The organism is Micromonospora sp. NPDC005205 (assembly GCF_040608275.1).
In the GTDB taxonomy this organism is placed as follows: Bacteria; Actinomycetota; Actinomycetes; order Mycobacteriales; family Micromonosporaceae; genus Micromonospora.
Genome location: NZ_JBEXHV010000018.1, coordinates 110015 through 126233, shown reverse-complemented (window position 1 = coordinate 126233; position 16219 = coordinate 110015). Strand labels below are relative to the sequence as shown.

The 16219-nt window shown below is 71.1% G+C and carries 17 protein-coding genes; 11 read left to right on the top strand and 6 right to left on the bottom strand.

What is annotated here, in order from left to right; all coding sequences use genetic code 11:
• On the top strand, positions 1-303 hold a 303-nt coding region (locus ABZU43_RS26880; protein WP_355009237.1), incomplete at its 5' end, for an ACT domain-containing protein.
• Positions 304-380: 77 nt separating this feature from the next.
• Here the strand turns inward: ABZU43_RS26880 and ABZU43_RS26875 are convergent.
• A complete protein-coding gene (locus ABZU43_RS26875; RefSeq protein WP_355009236.1) occupies positions 381-1220 on the bottom strand; it encodes a peptidylprolyl isomerase in 840 nt (279 codons plus the stop codon).
• Positions 1221-1279: 59 nt separating this feature from the next.
• Positions 1280-2164: a peptidylprolyl isomerase gene (locus ABZU43_RS26870; protein ID WP_355009235.1), complete on the bottom strand. Its 885-nt coding sequence runs from the start codon at positions 2162-2164 to the stop codon at positions 1280-1282.
• Between the two features lie 270 nt (positions 2165-2434).
• Between ABZU43_RS26870 and ABZU43_RS26865 the strand changes: the two genes are divergently transcribed.
• From ABZU43_RS26865 to ABZU43_RS26855, 3 genes are all read left to right on the top strand, one after another.
• Positions 2435-3145, top strand: a complete 711-nt coding sequence (locus ABZU43_RS26865; RefSeq protein ID WP_238659786.1) for an MBL fold metallo-hydrolase — start codon at positions 2435-2437, stop codon at positions 3143-3145.
• 73 nt (positions 3146-3218) lie between these two features.
• Positions 3219-4547, top strand: a complete 1329-nt coding sequence (gene hisS / locus ABZU43_RS26860) for a histidine--tRNA ligase (RefSeq protein WP_355009234.1) — start codon at positions 3219-3221, stop codon at positions 4545-4547.
• Positions 4548-4618: 71 nt separating this feature from the next.
• Positions 4619-5560 carry an acyl-ACP desaturase gene (locus ABZU43_RS26855; protein WP_181518646.1) on the top strand — a complete coding sequence of 314 codons (942 nt, stop codon included), beginning with the start codon at positions 4619-4621 and terminating at the stop codon, positions 5558-5560.
• Between the two features lie 126 nt (positions 5561-5686).
• Here the strand turns inward: ABZU43_RS26855 and ABZU43_RS26850 are convergent, their stop codons facing one another.
• Positions 5687-6193, bottom strand: a complete 507-nt coding sequence (locus ABZU43_RS26850) for a PaaI family thioesterase (RefSeq protein WP_355009233.1) — start codon at positions 6191-6193, stop codon at positions 5687-5689.
• 55 nt (positions 6194-6248) lie between these two features.
• On the opposite strand from ABZU43_RS26850, the gene ABZU43_RS26845 reads away from it, so the two are divergent.
• Together ABZU43_RS26845 and ABZU43_RS26840 are read left to right on the top strand one after the other, a co-directional pair.
• Complete coding sequence (locus ABZU43_RS26845; protein WP_355009232.1) at positions 6249-6725, top strand: helix-turn-helix domain-containing protein; 477 nt, start codon at positions 6249-6251, stop codon at positions 6723-6725.
• Positions 6726-7024: 299 nt separating this feature from the next.
• Positions 7025-8071: a S1 family peptidase gene (locus ABZU43_RS26840; RefSeq protein ID WP_355009231.1), complete on the top strand. Its 1047-nt coding sequence runs from the start codon at positions 7025-7027 to the stop codon at positions 8069-8071.
• Between the two features lie 76 nt (positions 8072-8147).
• Here the strand turns inward: ABZU43_RS26840 and ABZU43_RS26835 are convergent, their stop codons facing one another.
• The 3 genes from ABZU43_RS26835 to ABZU43_RS26825 form a co-directional block, all read right to left on the bottom strand.
• Positions 8148-8771: a DUF998 domain-containing protein gene (locus ABZU43_RS26835; protein WP_355009230.1), complete on the bottom strand. Its 624-nt coding sequence runs from the start codon at positions 8769-8771 to the stop codon at positions 8148-8150.
• A 120-nt stretch (positions 8772-8891) separates the two neighbouring features.
• On the bottom strand, positions 8892-9626 hold the full coding sequence (locus ABZU43_RS26830) for a DUF998 domain-containing protein (protein WP_355009229.1): 735 nt from the start codon (positions 9624-9626) through the stop codon (positions 8892-8894).
• Positions 9627-9679: 53 nt separating this feature from the next.
• Positions 9680-10303, bottom strand: a complete 624-nt coding sequence (locus tag ABZU43_RS26825; protein WP_355009228.1) for a hypothetical protein — start codon at positions 10301-10303, stop codon at positions 9680-9682.
• 414 nt (positions 10304-10717) lie between these two features.
• On the opposite strand from ABZU43_RS26825, the gene ABZU43_RS26820 reads away from it, so the two are divergent.
• From ABZU43_RS26820 to ABZU43_RS26800, 5 genes are all read left to right on the top strand, one after another.
• Entirely contained in the window at positions 10718-11392 is a 675-nt protein-coding gene (locus tag ABZU43_RS26820) for a hypothetical protein (RefSeq protein ID WP_355009227.1), read from the top strand.
• 134 nt (positions 11393-11526) lie between these two features.
• A complete protein-coding gene (gene aspS, locus ABZU43_RS26815; RefSeq protein WP_355009226.1) occupies positions 11527-13332 on the top strand; it encodes an aspartate--tRNA ligase in 1806 nt (601 codons plus the stop codon).
• Positions 13333-13432: 100 nt separating this feature from the next.
• Positions 13433-14245 carry a sugar nucleotide-binding protein gene (locus tag ABZU43_RS26810; RefSeq protein ID WP_355009225.1) on the top strand — a complete coding sequence of 271 codons (813 nt, stop codon included), beginning with the start codon at positions 13433-13435 and terminating at the stop codon, positions 14243-14245.
• Between the two features lie 61 nt (positions 14246-14306).
• Positions 14307-14915: a helix-turn-helix domain-containing protein gene (locus ABZU43_RS26805; protein WP_355009224.1), complete on the top strand. Its 609-nt coding sequence runs from the start codon at positions 14307-14309 to the stop codon at positions 14913-14915.
• A complete protein-coding gene (locus ABZU43_RS26800; RefSeq protein WP_355009223.1) occupies positions 14912-16198 on the top strand; it encodes an MFS transporter in 1287 nt (428 codons plus the stop codon). Before ABZU43_RS26805 ends, ABZU43_RS26800 begins: the two co-directional genes overlap by 4 nt.
• Positions 16199-16219 lie beyond the last annotated feature (21 nt).

Here is a 16219-nt window from a genome sequence, read left to right as displayed (position 1 = left end):
CTGCGCGCGCAGAGCGAGCGGGTCGTCGAGGTGAGTTGGAAGCTCACCTCCGCGTCGACGTTCCTGGTCGCCATCCAGGTCGAGGCCCTGGACCGGCACAAGCTGCTGGCCGACGTCACCAGGGTGCTCTCCGACGAACGGGTCAACATCCTCTCCGCGACCGTCACCACCACCCGTGACCGGGTGGCGGTGAGCCGGTTCAGCTTCGAGATGGCCGACCCGAAGCACCTGGGCCACCTGCTGGCCACGGTTCGCAAGGTCGACGGCGTCTTCGACGCCTACCGGGTCACCTCCGGGGCCTGAGCGCCAGTACTTCGTACCCTGGGAACACGACAGCGCCCGCCGGCTCAGCCGGCGGGCGCTTCGTCGTGCGCGTGGGGTCAGCCCTGCGGGTTGCTCATCGTGAGGTCCTTGATGATGACCTCCTTCTTCGGGTGGCCGCCGCCGGCCTGCTGGGCGAACGCCCCGTCGTCACCGGCCTTGGCCACGTCCTTGACCAGGTCCATGCCGCCGGTGATGGTGCCCAGCACGGTGTACGCCGGGTCCAGCGGCGAGTCGCCGTAGACGATGAAGAACTGGCTGCCGGTGCTCCCCGGATCCTGCGACTTGGCCATCGCGATGACGCCCTCCGGGTACGGCGGGCGCTTGTCGGTGGGCAGGTTCTCCTCGGCCATGCGGTAGCTCGGGCCGCCCTGGCCGTCGGTGTCCCGCCAGCCGTTGCCGGTGGCGCTGGGGTCACCGCACTGCAACACCTTGATGCCCTCGCTCACGAGGCGGTGGCACTTGGTGTTGTCGAAGAAGTTCTTCTCCGCGAGGTAGGTGAAGCTGCCCGCCGTGCACGGCACCAGCGACCGGTCGACCTTGGCCGTGATCGGGCCGAGGTTGGTGTCGATCGTCATGGTCTGCACGCCCGTGGCGGACTGCTCGTTGCTCGGCACCCCCACGTCCTTGATCTGCGGGGGCCGCTGGTCGGTGGGCAGCGCGTTGTACGCGCACTCGGCCGCACCGGCCGCCGGCGCGGCGGTGTCGCTCTTGTCGTCGTCGCCGCCGAGGCTCACCGCCAGCCAGACGGTGCCGGCGACCACGAGCACCAGCGCGGCAGCCGCGCTGACGATCGCCGTCGTCTGCCGGCGCTTGCGGGCCTTGGCCGCGCGCTCGGCCATCTCCTTCTCGAGCCGGGCGCGTGCCGCCGCGCGCTGCCGCTCTCTGGTGGACGTCACGCCTGGATCCTCCTGGCTGTCTGCTGCTGGGTGCCGCTTGGGTGGTTGGTGGCGCCCGGTCAGCCGGCGCTCGGGCTGCTGGCCGGGGTGCCGGAGGCCGACGGAGCCGGTGCCGCACCGGTGACCGGCTCACCGACCGTGAGGCTCTGGATCGTCACATCGGTGCTGGGCTTGACCTTCGCCCCGGTCCCATTGTCCACGGTCGGGAGGGCGCCGATCTTCTCCACCACGTCAAGCCCGCCGGTCACCCGGCCGATGACCGGGTACTTCGGGTCGGCGGTGGTGAAGTCCTTGAAGAAGATCAGGAACTGGCTGCCGTTGCTGCCCGGCGGGTTGGAGACCATCGTCACCGTGCCCTTCGGGTACGTCGGCGGCTGGCCGGGGGCCGGACTGGCCGACGGCGACGCCGACGGCACGGTCGGCACCTCTTCGTCGTAGAACGAGTAGGTCGGCCCACCGAGACCCGTGCCGCTGGGGTCGCCGCAGCGCAGCGCGCCCTCGGCGGTGATCTCGTGGCACTTGGTGTTGTCGTAGAACGACCGGCTCGCCAGGTGGGCGATGCTCGCCGCCGCGCACGGAGAGTTGGTCAGGTTCAGTTCCGCGGTGATCGGCGCGCCCTGGTTGGTGGTCACGGTCATCGCCCGGGTGCCGTCGGTGGGCAGATCCTTGGTGGCCGGCGTGCCGACGTCCTTGAGGTTGGTGTTGGCCGTCGCGTCCTGCGGCGTCCAGAGGCAGGTGTCCTGTGCGGCCGTGTTCTGCTTCGGGTCGGAGTCGAAGGCCCCGAGCGCCCAGGCTGAGCCGGCCACGACCAGCACGAGGATCAGAGCGGCGCCAACTCCGGCCTGGATCTGCCGTCGGCGCCGCGTGGACGCGGCCCGGCGAGCCATCTGCCGGTCGAGCTTGGCCCGCGCCATTTTGCGCTGCCGGTCCCTGCTGGAAGCCACCGGTGCTCCCCTTTCCTCTGCCTGGTCGTCGCCGGCGGCCGGTCGCCCCGGCCCGTCCGGGCGTCACGTGTGCCGCGCCACACGCCCGCCAGAGTGTACGGCTAGTGACTGGGAATGTGGTGTACGAGGTCCACCCCATCCCGAGCAGCGCTTATCGGAGGTTGTCACTGTGCCTGGCGGGACGTGTGGGACGGACGCGGCAAACTCGCTCGGCCCGCCCGATAGGCTGCTGTGCAGGACGACAGCTGCTCGACGGAAAGGACAGCGCCTGTGCTCGTGGCCGGCTTTCCCGCGGACGCCTTCGGCACCAACTGCTACGTGGTTGCCACCGCGCCGGGGGAGCAGTGCGTGGTGGTCGACCCGGGCATCGGGGTGCTCGACCAGCTCGACGCGCTGCTCGCCGAGCACCGCCTGCATCCGGCCGCCGTGCTGCTCACCCACGGCCACCTCGACCACACCTTCTCGGTCGCTCCGGTCTGCGGCGCGCGCGGCATCACGGCGTACGTGCACCCCGGTGACCGGGAGATGCTGGCCGACCCGTCGAAGGGCCTCTCGACCGACCTGACGTCGCTCTTCGGCGGCCGGCTGAGCTACACCGAGCCGGAGGACGTGGCGGAGCTGACCGACGGCGCCACCCTCACACTCGCCGGCCTGGAGATCGCCGTCGACCATGCCCCGGGCCATACCGGCGGGTCGGTGCTGTTCCGGCTGCCGGGCGCCGGGTCGGGCTGGGAGGCTGACGAGCTGTGCCTCTCCGGTGACGTCCTCTTCGCCGGGTCGATCGGCCGCACCGACCTGCCGGGCGGGAGCATGCCGGCCATGCTCACCAGCCTGCGCGACAAGATCCTCCCGCTGGCCGACGACACCGTCGTGCTGCCCGGCCACGGCCCCAGCACCACCATCGGCCGCGAGCGCGCCAGCAACCCGTACCTCATCGAGGTGGCTGGCACGTCGCCGGCCGCTCCCACCCGGGGCCTCTAGATCTTCCGTCCGCGCCGCGCGCGGACCCACGACACCACCGCGCCACCGGCGCGGAACCGCAAGGAGTACGCCGATGAGCAAGCCCACGCCCATCTCCGGCTTCCCGGAGTGGACTCCCGGACAGCGGATGATCGAGCAGTTCGTGCTCGACAGGATCCGGGCCACCTTCGAGCTGTACGGCTTCGCGCCGCTGGAGACCCGCGCCGTGGAGCCGCTGGACCAGCTGCTGCGCAAGGGCGAGACCTCCAAGGAGGTCTACGTGATCCGGCGGCTGCACGCCGACGCCGAGGGTGCCGGTGGTGACGACCAGCTCGGCCTGCACTTCGACCTGACCGTGCCGTTCGCCCGGTACGTGTTGGAGAACGCCGGCAAGCTGAGCTTCCCGTTCCGCCGCTACCAGATCCAGAAGGTGTGGCGGGGCGAGCGGCCGCAGGAGGGCCGTTACCGGGAGTTCGTCCAGGCCGACATCGACATCGTCGACCGGGACACCCTGGCCGCGCACCACGAGGCGGAGATGCCGCTGGTCATCGGGGACGCGTTGCGCTCGTTGCCGATCCCACCGGTGACGATCCAGGCCAACAACCGCAAAATCTGCGAGGGTTTCTACCGGGGCATCGGGCTGACCGACCCGGAGGCGGCGCTGCGGGCCGTGGACAAGCTCGACAAGATCGGCCCGGCGAAGGTGGCCGAGCTGCTGGCCCAGACCGCCGGGGCGAGCGAGGCGCAGGCCAAGGCGTGCCTGGCGCTGGCCGAGATCTCCGCCCCGGACGCCTCGTTCGCCGACGCCGTCCGGGCGCTCGGGGTGAACGACCCGCTGCTCGACGAGGGCATCGAGGAGCTGGTCCGGGTGGTGGACACCGCCGCCGAGCACTCGCCCGGCCTCTGCGTGGCGGACCTGCGCATCGCCCGTGGGCTGGATTACTACACGGGCACCGTCTACGAGACCCAGCTGCGCGGCTACGAGCGCTTCGGCTCCATCTGCTCCGGCGGCCGGTACGACAACCTGGCCAGCGCCGGCGCTGTCTCGTACCCCGGGGTGGGGATCTCGATCGGTGTGACCCGGCTGCTCGGTCTGCTCTTCGGCGCGGGGGAGCTGTCGGTCTCGCGGGAGGTGCCGACCGCCGTGCTCGTCGCGGTGACCAGCGAGGAGCACCGTACGGCCAGCAACCGGGTGGCCGAGGCGCTGCGGCGGCGTGGGGTGCCGACCGAGGTGTCGCCGAGCGCGGCGAAGTTCGGCAAGCAGATCCGTTACGCCGAGCGGCGCGGTATCCCGTACGTGTGGTTCCCCGGTGCCGAGGGAGCGCCGGACGAGGTGAAGGACATCCGCTCCGGTGAGCAGGTCACGGCCGGTGCGGGGGAGTGGACGCCACCCCCGGGAGACCTCAAACCCACTATCGGTTGAGTGCCCCCACTGGCGCTGACGGCCGCGGGGACCTACGGTAGCGTAAGTTACGCCACCGTAGGGAGTTTCTCGTGACCGTCAGCACCACAGTGAGCCAGACCGCGCTGCTCGTCGAGTTGGAGCCGGTTGTCGCCCGCAACCTGGACCGCCACCTCTCGCTCGCCAAGGAGTGGTTCCCGCACGAGTACGTGCCGTGGAGCGAAGGGCGGACCTTCGACGGGCCACTCGGCGGCGAGGCGTGGTCACCGACCGACTCCACCATCCCGGACGTGGCCCGCACCGCGCTGATCGTGAACCTGCTGACCGAGGACAACCTGCCCTCGTACCACCACGAGATCGCCACCCTGTTCGGTCGCGACGGCGCGTGGGGCACCTGGGTGCACCGGTGGACCGCCGAGGAGGGCCGGCACGGCGTCGCGATCCGCGACTACCTGACCGTCAGCCGGGCGGTCGACCCGGTGGCGTTGGAGCGGGCCCGGATGACGCACATGTCGGAGGGCTACACCAACGCCCACGGCGACGAGGTGCTGCACTCGCTGGCGTACGTCTCGTTCCAGGAGCTGGCCACCCGGATCTCGCACCGCAACACCGGCAAGGCCACCGGCGACCCCACCTGCGAGGCGCTGCTGGCCCGGGTGGCCGCCGACGAGAACCTGCACATGGTCTTCTACCGCAACCTGCTCGCTGCCGCGTTCGAGCTGGCCCCGAGCCAGGCCATGCGGGCCGTCGCCGACGTGGTGGCCGACTTCCAGATGCCGGGCAGCGGCATCGACGGGTTCGCCCGCAAGTCGGTGGCGATCGCTCTGGCCGGCATCTACGACCTGCGCCAGCACCGCGACGAGGTGCTGCAGCCGGTCCTGCGTCAGTGGGATGTCTTCAACGTGACCGGCCTCAACGCCGACGGTGAGGCCGCCCGCGAGCAGCTCGCCGCCCAGCTGGAGAACCTGGACCGCGCCGCGAGCCGCTTCGAGGAGAAGCGCGACGCCCGAGCCGCCCGCCTAGCCCTCCGCTAAACCCCACCCCGTCCCACCCCACCCCCACCCCACCAGCCCTGGTTGATCATGAAGTTATTGCCACTCGCGACGGCGTGTCGGGGCAATAACTTCATGATCAACCCAAAGGAATGGGAAGGGGTGGGGTCAGGGGAGGGGTAGGAGGAGGCAGGTACTGGTGGCGTGGGCTACCAGGCGGTCGGTGGCGTCGGTGATGCGCGCCTCGGCCAGGGCCGTACGGCGGCCGCGTTGCAGCACGGTGCCTTCGCAGCGCAGGGTGCCGCTGTCGACGGTGACCGGGCGGAGGAACTTCACGTTGAGGTCCAGCGAGGTGTAGCCCACCCCGGCGGGCAGGGTGGTGTGCACGGCGCACGCCGCAGCGGTGTCCAGCAGGGTCGAGAGCACGCCACCGTGGACGCTGCCGAGCGGGTTGTAGTGGAACTCCTGTGGAGTCAGCTCGACGACGACCCGGCCCTCGTCGGCTTCCATCCTGGCCATGTCGAGAAGGTGCATCACCGGCGGCGCGGCCAGCTCGCCGGCGATCATCGCCCGGAGCATGTCGAGGCCGCTTCGCCGACCGACCTGGGCGGCGTTGGTCGCCGGGTCCGCCCACGTGAAGGTACGGCTGCGCGCTGGTTCCTGCGTCTGCGTCATGGACGCAGCCTGGCAGCCGGTTGCTGAGTCTGTCAACGAGATCTAGCCTGGTCGGATGCGACCCGCGGCTCTGGACTGGTCAGTGGAGAACTGCACCATCGCCCGCGCGATGGAGGTCCTCGGTGAGCGCTGGACGCTGGTGGTCCTCCGTGAGGTGTTCACCGGCGTACGCCGCTTCGACGACATGCGGGTACGCACCGGCATTCCGCGCCAGGTGCTGACCAACCGGCTCGCCACCCTGGTGGAGCAGGGCGTGCTCAGTCGCGAGCCGTACCGGGAGCCCGGCAGTCGGCTGCGCCACGAGTACCGGCTCACGGACAAGGGCCTGGACCTGTGGCCGGTGCTGGTCGCCGTCCTCGCCTGGGGCGACCGGTACCTCGCCGACGCGGAGGGCCCACCGCTGCGCGTCACGCACCGCGACTGCGGCGCCGAGGTGCGCGCCGAACTGCGCTGCTCCGACGGTCACGACGTGGGTCAGCCACGTGACGTGGTACCCAGCCCGGGCCCCGGCGCCCGACGCCGTACCCCCTGACCCGACGCCCGCCGCGCCCCGCGCTGAGCGGCGACTCGGAGAAGACATCGATGACCGTACGCGCTGAAAGTGCGGCGGTCGTCGATTGGGTGTGACGGTGGCTGTTCGCCAGCGTGTCGGGGGTGTTGCGGCCGTGCGACCGGCCGAGGTCGACGAATTCGGGCGAATCCAAGCCTTGTTAATGATCTTAAGTATGTGAATACTTCAGTCTCAGCCGGCCGATTTCCCCAGATCGGCCGCGTTGCCCTCGGGTCAGTCGCCCCCGGCAGACCCGCTCCCCCGCCCAGGAGGTTTGTTACATGCGACCCACGAGGTCCTCATTCCGCGTTGCGGCCACAGTCGCCGTTTCCGGAACCCTGGTCGTCGGCTCGCTCATCGGCGCGCCCGCCCAGGCCGCTCCTGCCGCGTCCCCCGACGCCGCCGCCGCGATCTCCGCGGCACTCGGCGACCGCTCCGCCGGCTCGTACATCGACGCCAGCGGCAAATCCGTCGTCACGGTGACCGACGCGGCCGCCGCCAGTAAGGCGAGCAAGGCCGGCGCCGTCGTCCGCTACGTCACCCGCGGTGCCGCCGAGCTCAACCGGGCCACCGCCGAGCTGGAGCGCTCCGCCAAGATCCCAGGCACCGCCTGGTGGAGTGACCCGGTCACCAACCAGGTCGTCGTCTCCGTCGACAGCACCGTCACCGGAGCCAAGCTGGAGCGGGTCAAGGCCGCCGCCGCGCGGGCCAACGGCGCGGTCCGGGTCGAGGCCGAGGCGGGCGTGCTGAGCACCCGGATCTCCGGCGGCCAGGCCATCTACGCCGGCGGGGGCGGGCGCTGCTCGCTCGGCTTCAACGTGCGCAGTGGCAGCACCTACTACTTCGTGACGGCTGGGCACTGCACCAACATCTCGGCCAGCTGGTACTCGAACTCCGGCCAGACCTCGCTGATCGGCACCCGTACCGGCACCAGCTTCCCGGGCAACGACTACGGCATCGTGCGGCACAGCAACTCGGCCAACGCCGCCGGCAACGTCTCCCTCTACAACGGCAGCTTCCGCGACATCACCGGCTCCGGCAACGCCTCCGTCGGTCAGTCGGTGCAGCGCTCCGGCAGCACCACCGGCCTGCGCAGCGGCACGGTGAACGCCACCAACGCCACGGTGAACTACGCCGAGGGTTCGGTTTCCGGCCTGATCCGCACCAACGTCTGCGCCGAGCCGGGCGACAGCGGCGGCTCGCTGTTCGCCAACACCACCGCCCTGGGTATGACCTCCGGTGGTAGCGGCAACTGCCGCACCGGTGGCACGACCTACTTCCAGCCGGTCACCGAGGCGCTCAGCCGCTACGGCGTCAGCGTCTTCTGATCCACGCACCGCTCGCGGGCCGCCGGAACTCTCCGGCGGCCCGCGTCGCGTTGACAGCCACCGAACACGACGACGCTCAGCCGGGTCCGGACCGTCCCGATCGACGCCGGGAGACCAGCACGGCGGCCAGCGGTACGCCCGCCTCGGCGGCCGCCGCCAGCCGCTCGGTCAGCCCGATCCATGCTCCGTCGGTGAAGAGCTCGGCGGCGAACCAGCCCACCAGCGCGAGGAGGACCGCCGCCGCCGCGAGCGCCAGCCGGCGTACGAAAGCCGGAGCGTCGCGGTGCTCCCGGTCGAGGGACGGCCTCGCGCGACGCGGCACCGCCAGGGCCGGCCAGACGGCCAACGCCCCGAACGCCACACCGGCGGCCACGGCGTGGGTCGTCGAGTCACCGGTCGGGTGCTGCGGGAACGCGCCCACGACCAGGGTCGCCAGCCCGCCCAATGCGAGTAGCGCTCGGCCCGCCGGTGCGGCGCTGACCAGGCCGAGCGCGGTCGTCAGGTGGCAGAGGCCCAGCCCGACCAGCCCGACCGTCATGATCCAGCGATGGTCCGCACCCGTGGCGGCGAGCGCGCTGATGGTCTGCCGCACCGGGTCGAATCCGTCGGGCTGGGCGGCCTGCGCCAGAGTCCAGCCGCCGACAAGGAACAGTGGTGCGCCGCCGGCTGACAGCAGGGCCCAACGGGGAACGGTGGACATCGGGCGATCGTAACGATGCGAGACCGGCGCTGTTTCCGGGCCGCATGCTCGGGCTGACCGGTTGCCCGTGCGGACGCTCGAACAGGCGCGGGCGACGGAAAGATCAGACGGGCCGCCGACTCACGGCAGCCGGTCGGGGCGCCCGGAAGCAGGCCCGCTCGGTGGTCCGAGGGGATCCGGGGGTACGACGCCGATGGTCGGCAGGTCCGGGCCGACGCGTACGGTGCCGCCGGTCGACCAGGCGAGGTGCGCCCGCCGGGCGGAGAGAACCGCCAGCAGCGGCCAGAGGGAGATCGCCACCGCCGTCACCCGCTCGGCCAACCCCGTGCGGGAGCCACTGGTCACCTCGAACGCGCACCAGCCGAAGAGCGCGAGCAACACGAGCGTGGCGCTCAGCCCGACCGCCCGGCGGAACGCCCAGGGCGGCTCCGGTCGGGTGGGGTGCTCGGTGTCGTTGCCGCGCGGCAGCCGCAGTGCCGAACCAGCCGGCCAGAGCACCAGGGCGAGAACGGCCACCGTCGCCGCGACGCCGTGGCTGAGTGAACCGCCGACCGGCGGCCGGGGAAAGGCGACGAGCGCGATGGTGGCCACCCCACCGATCGCGAGCAGGAAGCGGCTGGGCAGCCCGGCCGCGTGCAGGACGGCGGCGACCGAGAGGTAACAGCAGCCGAGCAGCACCAGGGCCACCACCATGATCCAGGCGTCGGTGGCGTCCTGTCCTGCCAGCTCGCTGATGGTGTCCCGGACCGGGTCGTACCCGACGGGCTGTCGGGCCTCCGCCACCGTCCAACCGGCCACCAGCAGCACGGGCGCCGCCGCCGCCGTGGCGACGGCCCAGTTCGGTACGGGCCGCATTTCGCCACGTTAACCGCCGAGACGCCCGGTTGAGTCGGGTTCGCCGGGAGCGGTCAGCCCGCGCTGACCGTGGCGGCGGTGAGGATGACCGACCCACCCGGGTACTCGCACTGGACACGCAACGTCAGTTCGTCGGCACCCTCGATGTCCGCCGTGAGGTCCTGCGGACTGTTCATTCGAGCGTCGAACTGCTGCCCCCGCGTCACCCGGGTGATCGTCCCGTCCGTCTGCCGAATCGCCACCAGCGCATAGACCAGGACGACGCCGTCATGGTCGTCCGGAGCTGAGAAGAACGGCCGTACGGTCGAGGTCAGATCGATATAGCGGCGCTGCAGCTTGAAGGTGACCTCACGTTGCTTGTCCGCGCCAGAATTCGTCGGGCAGCCGATGACAATAGGGCGGTCGTACTCGGATCGACCGTTCAGTTGGCGGGGAAGCTTTCCGAGATTCACCGCGCCAGCTTCGACGGCCAGGGTGTCCAGTCGAACGGCCTGCGGGGCGCTGGCCGATGGTGCGACACCCGACGCGGGACTGGCGGGCGACGGGTTGGCTGGCGCGGCACCCGCCGTCGACGCGGTGGCTGTCAGCGCGCCCGGGCCCACCCGCCAGTCGAAGACGTCCCGCGCTAATGCGGCAGCCGCGACGAGCACCCCGAGCACCGTGAAGGCGATTGCCACCTGTGCCCCGCGCCGGGCCGGTATTGGCGTCGCTCCCTGGCTGGAATCCTGCATATCGGGCATCTACCTTTCCGCCACCGACGTAGAGATTGGACCGCTGATGTCTGACGGGTTCCGGTCACTTCGCGTCGGCGAAGAATACTCTGCCCCGGGCGATGGCGGGTTCCTGATAATGTGCCGATCCCGAACTGGAGAACAGCCTGCCCCCATCCGACGTTGACTTCTGCCGATGCAGGAGGTTTTGCGGTGAGCCAACCCGATCCGCGTCCCGAACCCCCCGAACCCACCCCGGTTCCTCCGCCACCAACGCCACCGCCCGGTGGCGAAAAATCAGCGCCCTTCTCGAGTGGGGCCACGCTTCCCCGACCATCGGGTGCACCGGTCGCCACCGCGCCCCGCAACACGTTGGGCCTGGTGGTGGTCGCCGTCGCCGTGCTGGCGCTGCTGGTGGCCGTCGGCTCGGCTGCCGTCTCTTGGCGTGCACTGGACCAGGCGCAGACCGCGCGAGACATCGCGTCCGCCCGGCAACCCGTCGGCTCGACCGGCACCGGACCTGTCGCGGATCCTCCCAGCACGTCCGGAGCGGCCGATCCTGCGCAGACGACCGCCTCGCCGGAGGAACCGCCGCGTTCGCCGGGAACACCGCCGGAGCTCAGCGAGCAGACCGTGTACGAGCCCAAGTACGAGAACCAGAGCCTCACCTTGAAGCCGACAGACTGCTTCAAGGAGATGGAGGTGGACCTTGATGAACCACGTGCCAACGTGGGATCGAACAGCACGGAGATGGCCCTCAACGCTGGCTGTCCGGGCGCTCCCTTCATCAAGCTGGCAAATGGGGTGGAGGGCAGTGAAGCCGCGACGGCGGGGATGAAGCCAGCGGAGTGCAACAACTCGATCCGCTCCGCCCCGATCGCCGCCGAGGCCGAGGTGCCACTTCGCAAGGGCTCCTGGCTCTGCATCAGGACCAATTACGCCGCGGCGCGTGAACTGCGGGACAGATGGCGGATGGTGCTGCTGGAGGTCGTCGCCATCAACAACGACCGGACGACCGTCATCCGGGTCACGGCCTGGAACATCCCGGAGAACTGAGGTCTGCGGACAGACCGCGCCACCCGTTGATTCGCCCGGATTGATCGGCCGGGTCGACGGGTGGCGCGGATCGTTGCCGACGCTCCTGACAGAATGCGGAGGCACACCGCACCGCGAATGAGGAGTTGCCAGCCGTGATCCGTACCCACAATGCCGGAAGCCTGCGCGCCGCGGACGCCGGCTCGACGGTGACGCTCGCCGGCTGGGTGGCCCGTCGCCGCGACCACGGCGGGGTCATCTTCGTCGACCTGCGCGACGGTTCCGGTGTTGTCCAGGTGGTGTTCCGCGAGGAAGACGCGCACGCGCTGCGCAACGAGTTCTGCGTGAAGGTCGTCGGTGAGGTGACCCGCCGCCCGGCCGGCAACGAGAACCCGGAGCTGCCCACCGGCGAGGTCGAGGTGACCGTCGTCGAGCTGGAGGTGCTCTCCGAGGCGGCGCCGCTGCCGCTGCCGGTGGACGACCAGATCGAGGCCGGCGACGACATCCGACTCCGGTACCGCTACCTGGACCTGCGCCGCAGCGGCCCGGCGAACGCGCTGCGGCTGCGCTCGCGCGCCAGCCAGCTGGCCCGGGGCGTGCTGCACGAGCGGGACTTCCTGGAGATCGAGACGCCGACGCTGACCCGCTCGACGCCGGAGGGCGCCCGCGACTTCCTGGTGCCGGTGCGCCTGCAGCCCGGCAGTTGGTACGCGTTGCCGCAGTCGCCGCAGCTGTTCAAGCAGCTGCTGATGGTGGGCGGCATGGAGCGGTACTACCAGATCGCCCGCTGCTACCGCGACGAGGACTTCCGCGCCGACCGGCAGCCGGAGTTCACCCAGCTCGACATCGAGATGTCGTTCGTGACCGAGGACGACGTGATCGACCTTGGTGAGGCGATCGTCTCCGCGCTGTGGAAGGACCTGGCCGGGCACGAGATCAGCCGTCCGATCCCACGGATCACCTGGCACGACGCGATGGCACGGTACGGCTCGGACAAGCCGGACCTGCGCTACGGCGTCGAGCTGACCGAGCTGACCGAGTACCTGCGCGGCACCGAGTTCCGGGTCTTCGCAGGGGCCATCGACGCGGGCGGGTACGTCGGCGCGGTGGTGATGCCGGGCGGCGCAGCGCAGAGCCGCAAGGAGCTGGACGGCTGGCAGGACTGGGCGAAGGCGCGTGGCGCGCGCGGCCTGGCGTACGTGGTGCTGGACGCGGAGACCGGCGAGGCACGTGGTCCGGTGGCGAAGAACCTGTCCGCCGAGCACCTGGGTGGGCTCGCCGACGCGGTCGGCGCGAAGCCGGGTGACGCGGTCTTCTTCGCCGCGAGCGCCACCACCCGGGAGGCGCAGGAGCTGCTGGGTGCGGCCCGCGTCGAGATCGCCAAGCGGTCCGGCCTGATCGACGAGAGCGCCTGGGCATTCTGCTGGGTGGTCGACGCGCCGATGTTCGAGCGCACGGACGAGGGCGGTTGGACGGCCGTGCACCACCCGTTCACCTCGCCGAACTCGGAGTGGGTCGACCGGTTCGAGGAGGCTCCGGACCGGGCCCTGGCGTACGCGTACGACATCGTCTGCAACGGCAACGAGATCGGCGGCGGGTCGATCCGTATCCACCGGGGTGACGTGCAGAAGCGGGTCTTCGACCTGCTCGGCATCACCCCCGAGGAGGCGCAGGACAAGTTCGGCTTCCTGCTGGAGGCGTTCAAGTACGGCGCCCCGCCGCACGGCGGCATCGCCTTCGGCTGGGACCGGGTCTGCATGCTGCTCGCCGGTGCCGACTCCATCCGCGAGGTCATCGCGTTCCCGAAGACCCGGGGTGGCTTCGACCCGCTGACCAGTGCGCCCACCCCGATCACCGCGCAGCAGCGCACCGAGGCCGGCATCGACGCCAAGCCCAAGCCCGCCGCAACCGCCCACACCGGAACGGCCGGCCCCGCAGCCCCGGTGGCAGACCCGGTCTGACCCCCTATCGCGCCGTCGATCATGAGGTTGACGGGCCCGCGCCACGGCGTGTCGCTCGTTAACCTCATGATCGGCGGCGGCGGTGGGGGAGTGGGCTGGGATGCGGGTGCTTGTTGTCGGGGGTAGTGGGTTACTCGGGCGAGAGGTCTGTCGGCGGGGCCTGAGCGCCGGGTTCTCCGTTGTCGGGACGTTCCACTCCGGTGAGATCGCGGTGCCGGGGGTCGCGGCACGGCGGCTGGACGTGACCGACCGGTCCGCCGTGCGCGCACTGGTCGCCGAGGTGCGGCCGGACGCCGTGGTCGGGACCCCGTATCGGTACGGCGACTGGGCGGTCACCGCCGACGGGGCCGCGCACGTGGCGGTCGCCGCCGCCGAGGTGGGTGCCCGGCTGGTGCACGTGTCCAGCGACGCGCTGCACGCCGGACGACCCGTGCCGTACGCCGACGACGAACCACCCACGCCGGTGCACGCGTACGGTGCCGCGAAGGCGGCGGCCGAGACCGCCGTACGGGCGATCGACCCGGGCGCGGCGCTGGTGCGGACCTCCCTGATCGTGGGGGAGGGCAGCAAGCAGATCCAGCTCTGCCGGGACGCGCTCGCCGGTCGGGCCACCCTGTTCAGCGACGAACTGCGCTGCCCGATCGACGTCGCCGACCTGGCCGCCGCCGTGCTGGAACTGGTCGCCTCGACGTACGCCGGTGTGCTCAACGTGGCCGGCCCGGACGCGGTCAGCCGAGCCGACCTGGGCCTGCTGGTCGCCGAGCGGTACGGCTTGGACGCGGCAGGGTTGAGGACCACCACCAGCGCGGCCACCGGTCTGGTGCGCCCCTTGGACGTACGCCTCGACTCCGCGCGCGCCGCCTCCCTGCTGCGGACGCGACTGCGCGGGGTACGCGAACTCCTCGCCGGCTGACAGGCACACTTTCTGTGCAGAATAGTTGTGCATAGAAAGTGTGCAGAGATAGTCTGCGTTCATGGCGAACGACGAAGACGCTCAGCGGGCGGCGCTACGTGAGGTCCGCATCGACAAGCGGCAGGTCCGGGTCCTGGCGCATCCGCTACGAATGCGGCTGGTTGGCGCCCTGCGTGTGAAGGGGCCCGCCACCGCCACCACCCTCGCCGAACTGCTCGGCACAAACACCGGCGCGACCAGCTACCACCTGCGTCAACTCGCCGAGGTCGGGCTCGTCATCGAGGATCCCGACCGAGGCACCGGGCGGCAACGGTGGTGGCAGGCGGCGCACGACGTCACCAACTGGGAGCCGAGCGACTTCGATGACGACCCCGACGCCCGGGCCGCGATCGAGTGGATCCAGGGCGACCAGGTGCGTCTCCTCGTCGAGACCGCCGACCGCTGGTTCGCCACCCAGCACGAGTGGTCACCCGCCTGGCGGGACGGCTTCGGCATGGGCGACATCTTCATGACCATCCCGCCCGCGAGACTGGAGGAGCTCAAGGCGGAGGTGTGGCAGGTGCTGGAGCGCTACCACCGCGAGGCCCAGCCCGACGCCCCCACCGACCCGGACGCCCGCCCGGTGCAGGTCTTCCTGGCCGCCTACCCGTTGCGCGAGGGCCTCCGGTGAGCGCGTTGACCGTACGTCAGGTTCGGCGTCGTTACCTCACGCTCTACGGCCTGCGCTGGCTGCCCACGGGTCTGATGATCCCGGTGATGATCCTGCTGATGCAGGAGCGCGGCCTGTCGCTGCCGCAGATCGGCCTGGTCGGCACGGCTCAGGGCCTGCTGGTGCTGGCGCTGGAGTTGCCCACCGGCGGGTTCGCCGACGCTCTCGGTCGTCGACCGGTGCTGCTCGCCGCCGGGGTGTTCAACCTTGTCTCCCTCGCGCTGTTCGCCGTGGCCGACTCGTTCGTGCTGTTCTTCGTGGTCTGGGCTCTGCAGGGCATCTACCGGGCGTTGGACAGCGGCCCGTTGGAGTCCTGGTACGTCGACGCCACCCTGGCCGCCGACCCGCAGGCCGAGTACGAGCGTGGCCTCGGCTACGCCGGCACCGTCGTCGGCGGCGCCATCGGCGGAGGCGCGCTGCTCAGCGGTGGTCTCATCGCGCTCGGCCCGATCGGGCCGGTCACCGCGCTCACGGTGCCCGTGCTGGCCGCCATCGTGGCGCAGACGGCGGCGCTCGTCGCGCTCGTGGTGCTGCTGGTCGAGGAGCGGCCGGCCACCGGGGTCGCGGCGATGCGGGCCTCGGTGGTCCAGGCGCCCCGGATGATCGGCCAGGCCGTCGGGCTGCTGCGTCGTTCCCGGGTGCTCCTGGCGTTGGTGGCCGTCGAGCTGTTCTGGGGCTTCGGCATGGTCACCTTCGAGTCGCTGCTGCCGGTCCGACTCGCCGAGGTGATCGGTGATCCGGAACGCGCCGCGGTGCTGCTCGGGCCTGCGAACTCGGCCGCCTGGCTCGCCTCGGCTGCCGGCGCGGCACTGACCCCACTGCTGCTGCGCTGGTTCGGCGCCGCTCCGGGTGCGGCGCTGCTCCGAGTCCTGCAGGGCGTGACTGTGGTCGGGATGGGGTTGTTCGCCGGGCCGGTCGGCGTGCTGGTGGCCTACCTCGCCTGCTACGCGGTGCACGGCGCGTCCAACCCGTTGCACAGTGGGCTGCTGCACCGGCAGGTCGACGGCCCGTACCGGACCAGCGTGCTCTCGCTGAACTCGATGATGGGGCAACCGGCCGGCGCGCTCGGCGGGGTGGTGCTCACCGCGCTCGCGGCCGCCACCAGCGTCAGCACCGCGATGGTGGTCGGCGCTGTGGTGTTGGCCGTCGCCGCCCCGCTCTACCTGCCCGCCTGGCTGGCCGGCCGTCGGGCCGCCTCGGCCGTCGAGCCGACCGCGGTCCCGGTGCCCGCCACCGACCGTTAGCGAACGCCCCTCGCCTGACCG

What these genes read in the sequence shown, in the direction of transcription:
- hisS (WP_355009234.1), top strand. Translation starts at nt 3,219, where the DNA reads ATGAGCAAGCCCACGCCCATCTCCGGCTTCCCGGAGTGGACTCCCGGA.
- ABZU43_RS26850 (WP_355009233.1), bottom strand. Translation starts at nt 6,193, where the DNA reads ATGACGCAGACGCAGGAACCAGCGCGCAGCCGTACCTTCACGTGGGCG.
- ABZU43_RS26845 (WP_355009232.1), top strand. Translation starts at nt 6,249, where the DNA reads ATGCGACCCGCGGCTCTGGACTGGTCAGTGGAGAACTGCACCATCGCC.
- ABZU43_RS26840 (WP_355009231.1), top strand. Translation starts at nt 7,025, where the DNA reads ATGCGACCCACGAGGTCCTCATTCCGCGTTGCGGCCACAGTCGCCGTT.
- ABZU43_RS26835 (WP_355009230.1), bottom strand. Translation starts at nt 8,771, where the DNA reads ATGTCCACCGTTCCCCGTTGGGCCCTGCTGTCAGCCGGCGGCGCACCA.
- ABZU43_RS26830 (WP_355009229.1), bottom strand. Translation starts at nt 9,626, where the DNA reads ATGCGGCCCGTACCGAACTGGGCCGTCGCCACGGCGGCGGCGGCGCCC.
- ABZU43_RS26810 (WP_355009225.1), top strand. Translation starts at nt 13,433, where the DNA reads ATGCGGGTGCTTGTTGTCGGGGGTAGTGGGTTACTCGGGCGAGAGGTC.
- ABZU43_RS26805 (WP_355009224.1), top strand. Translation starts at nt 14,307, where the DNA reads ATGGCGAACGACGAAGACGCTCAGCGGGCGGCGCTACGTGAGGTCCGC.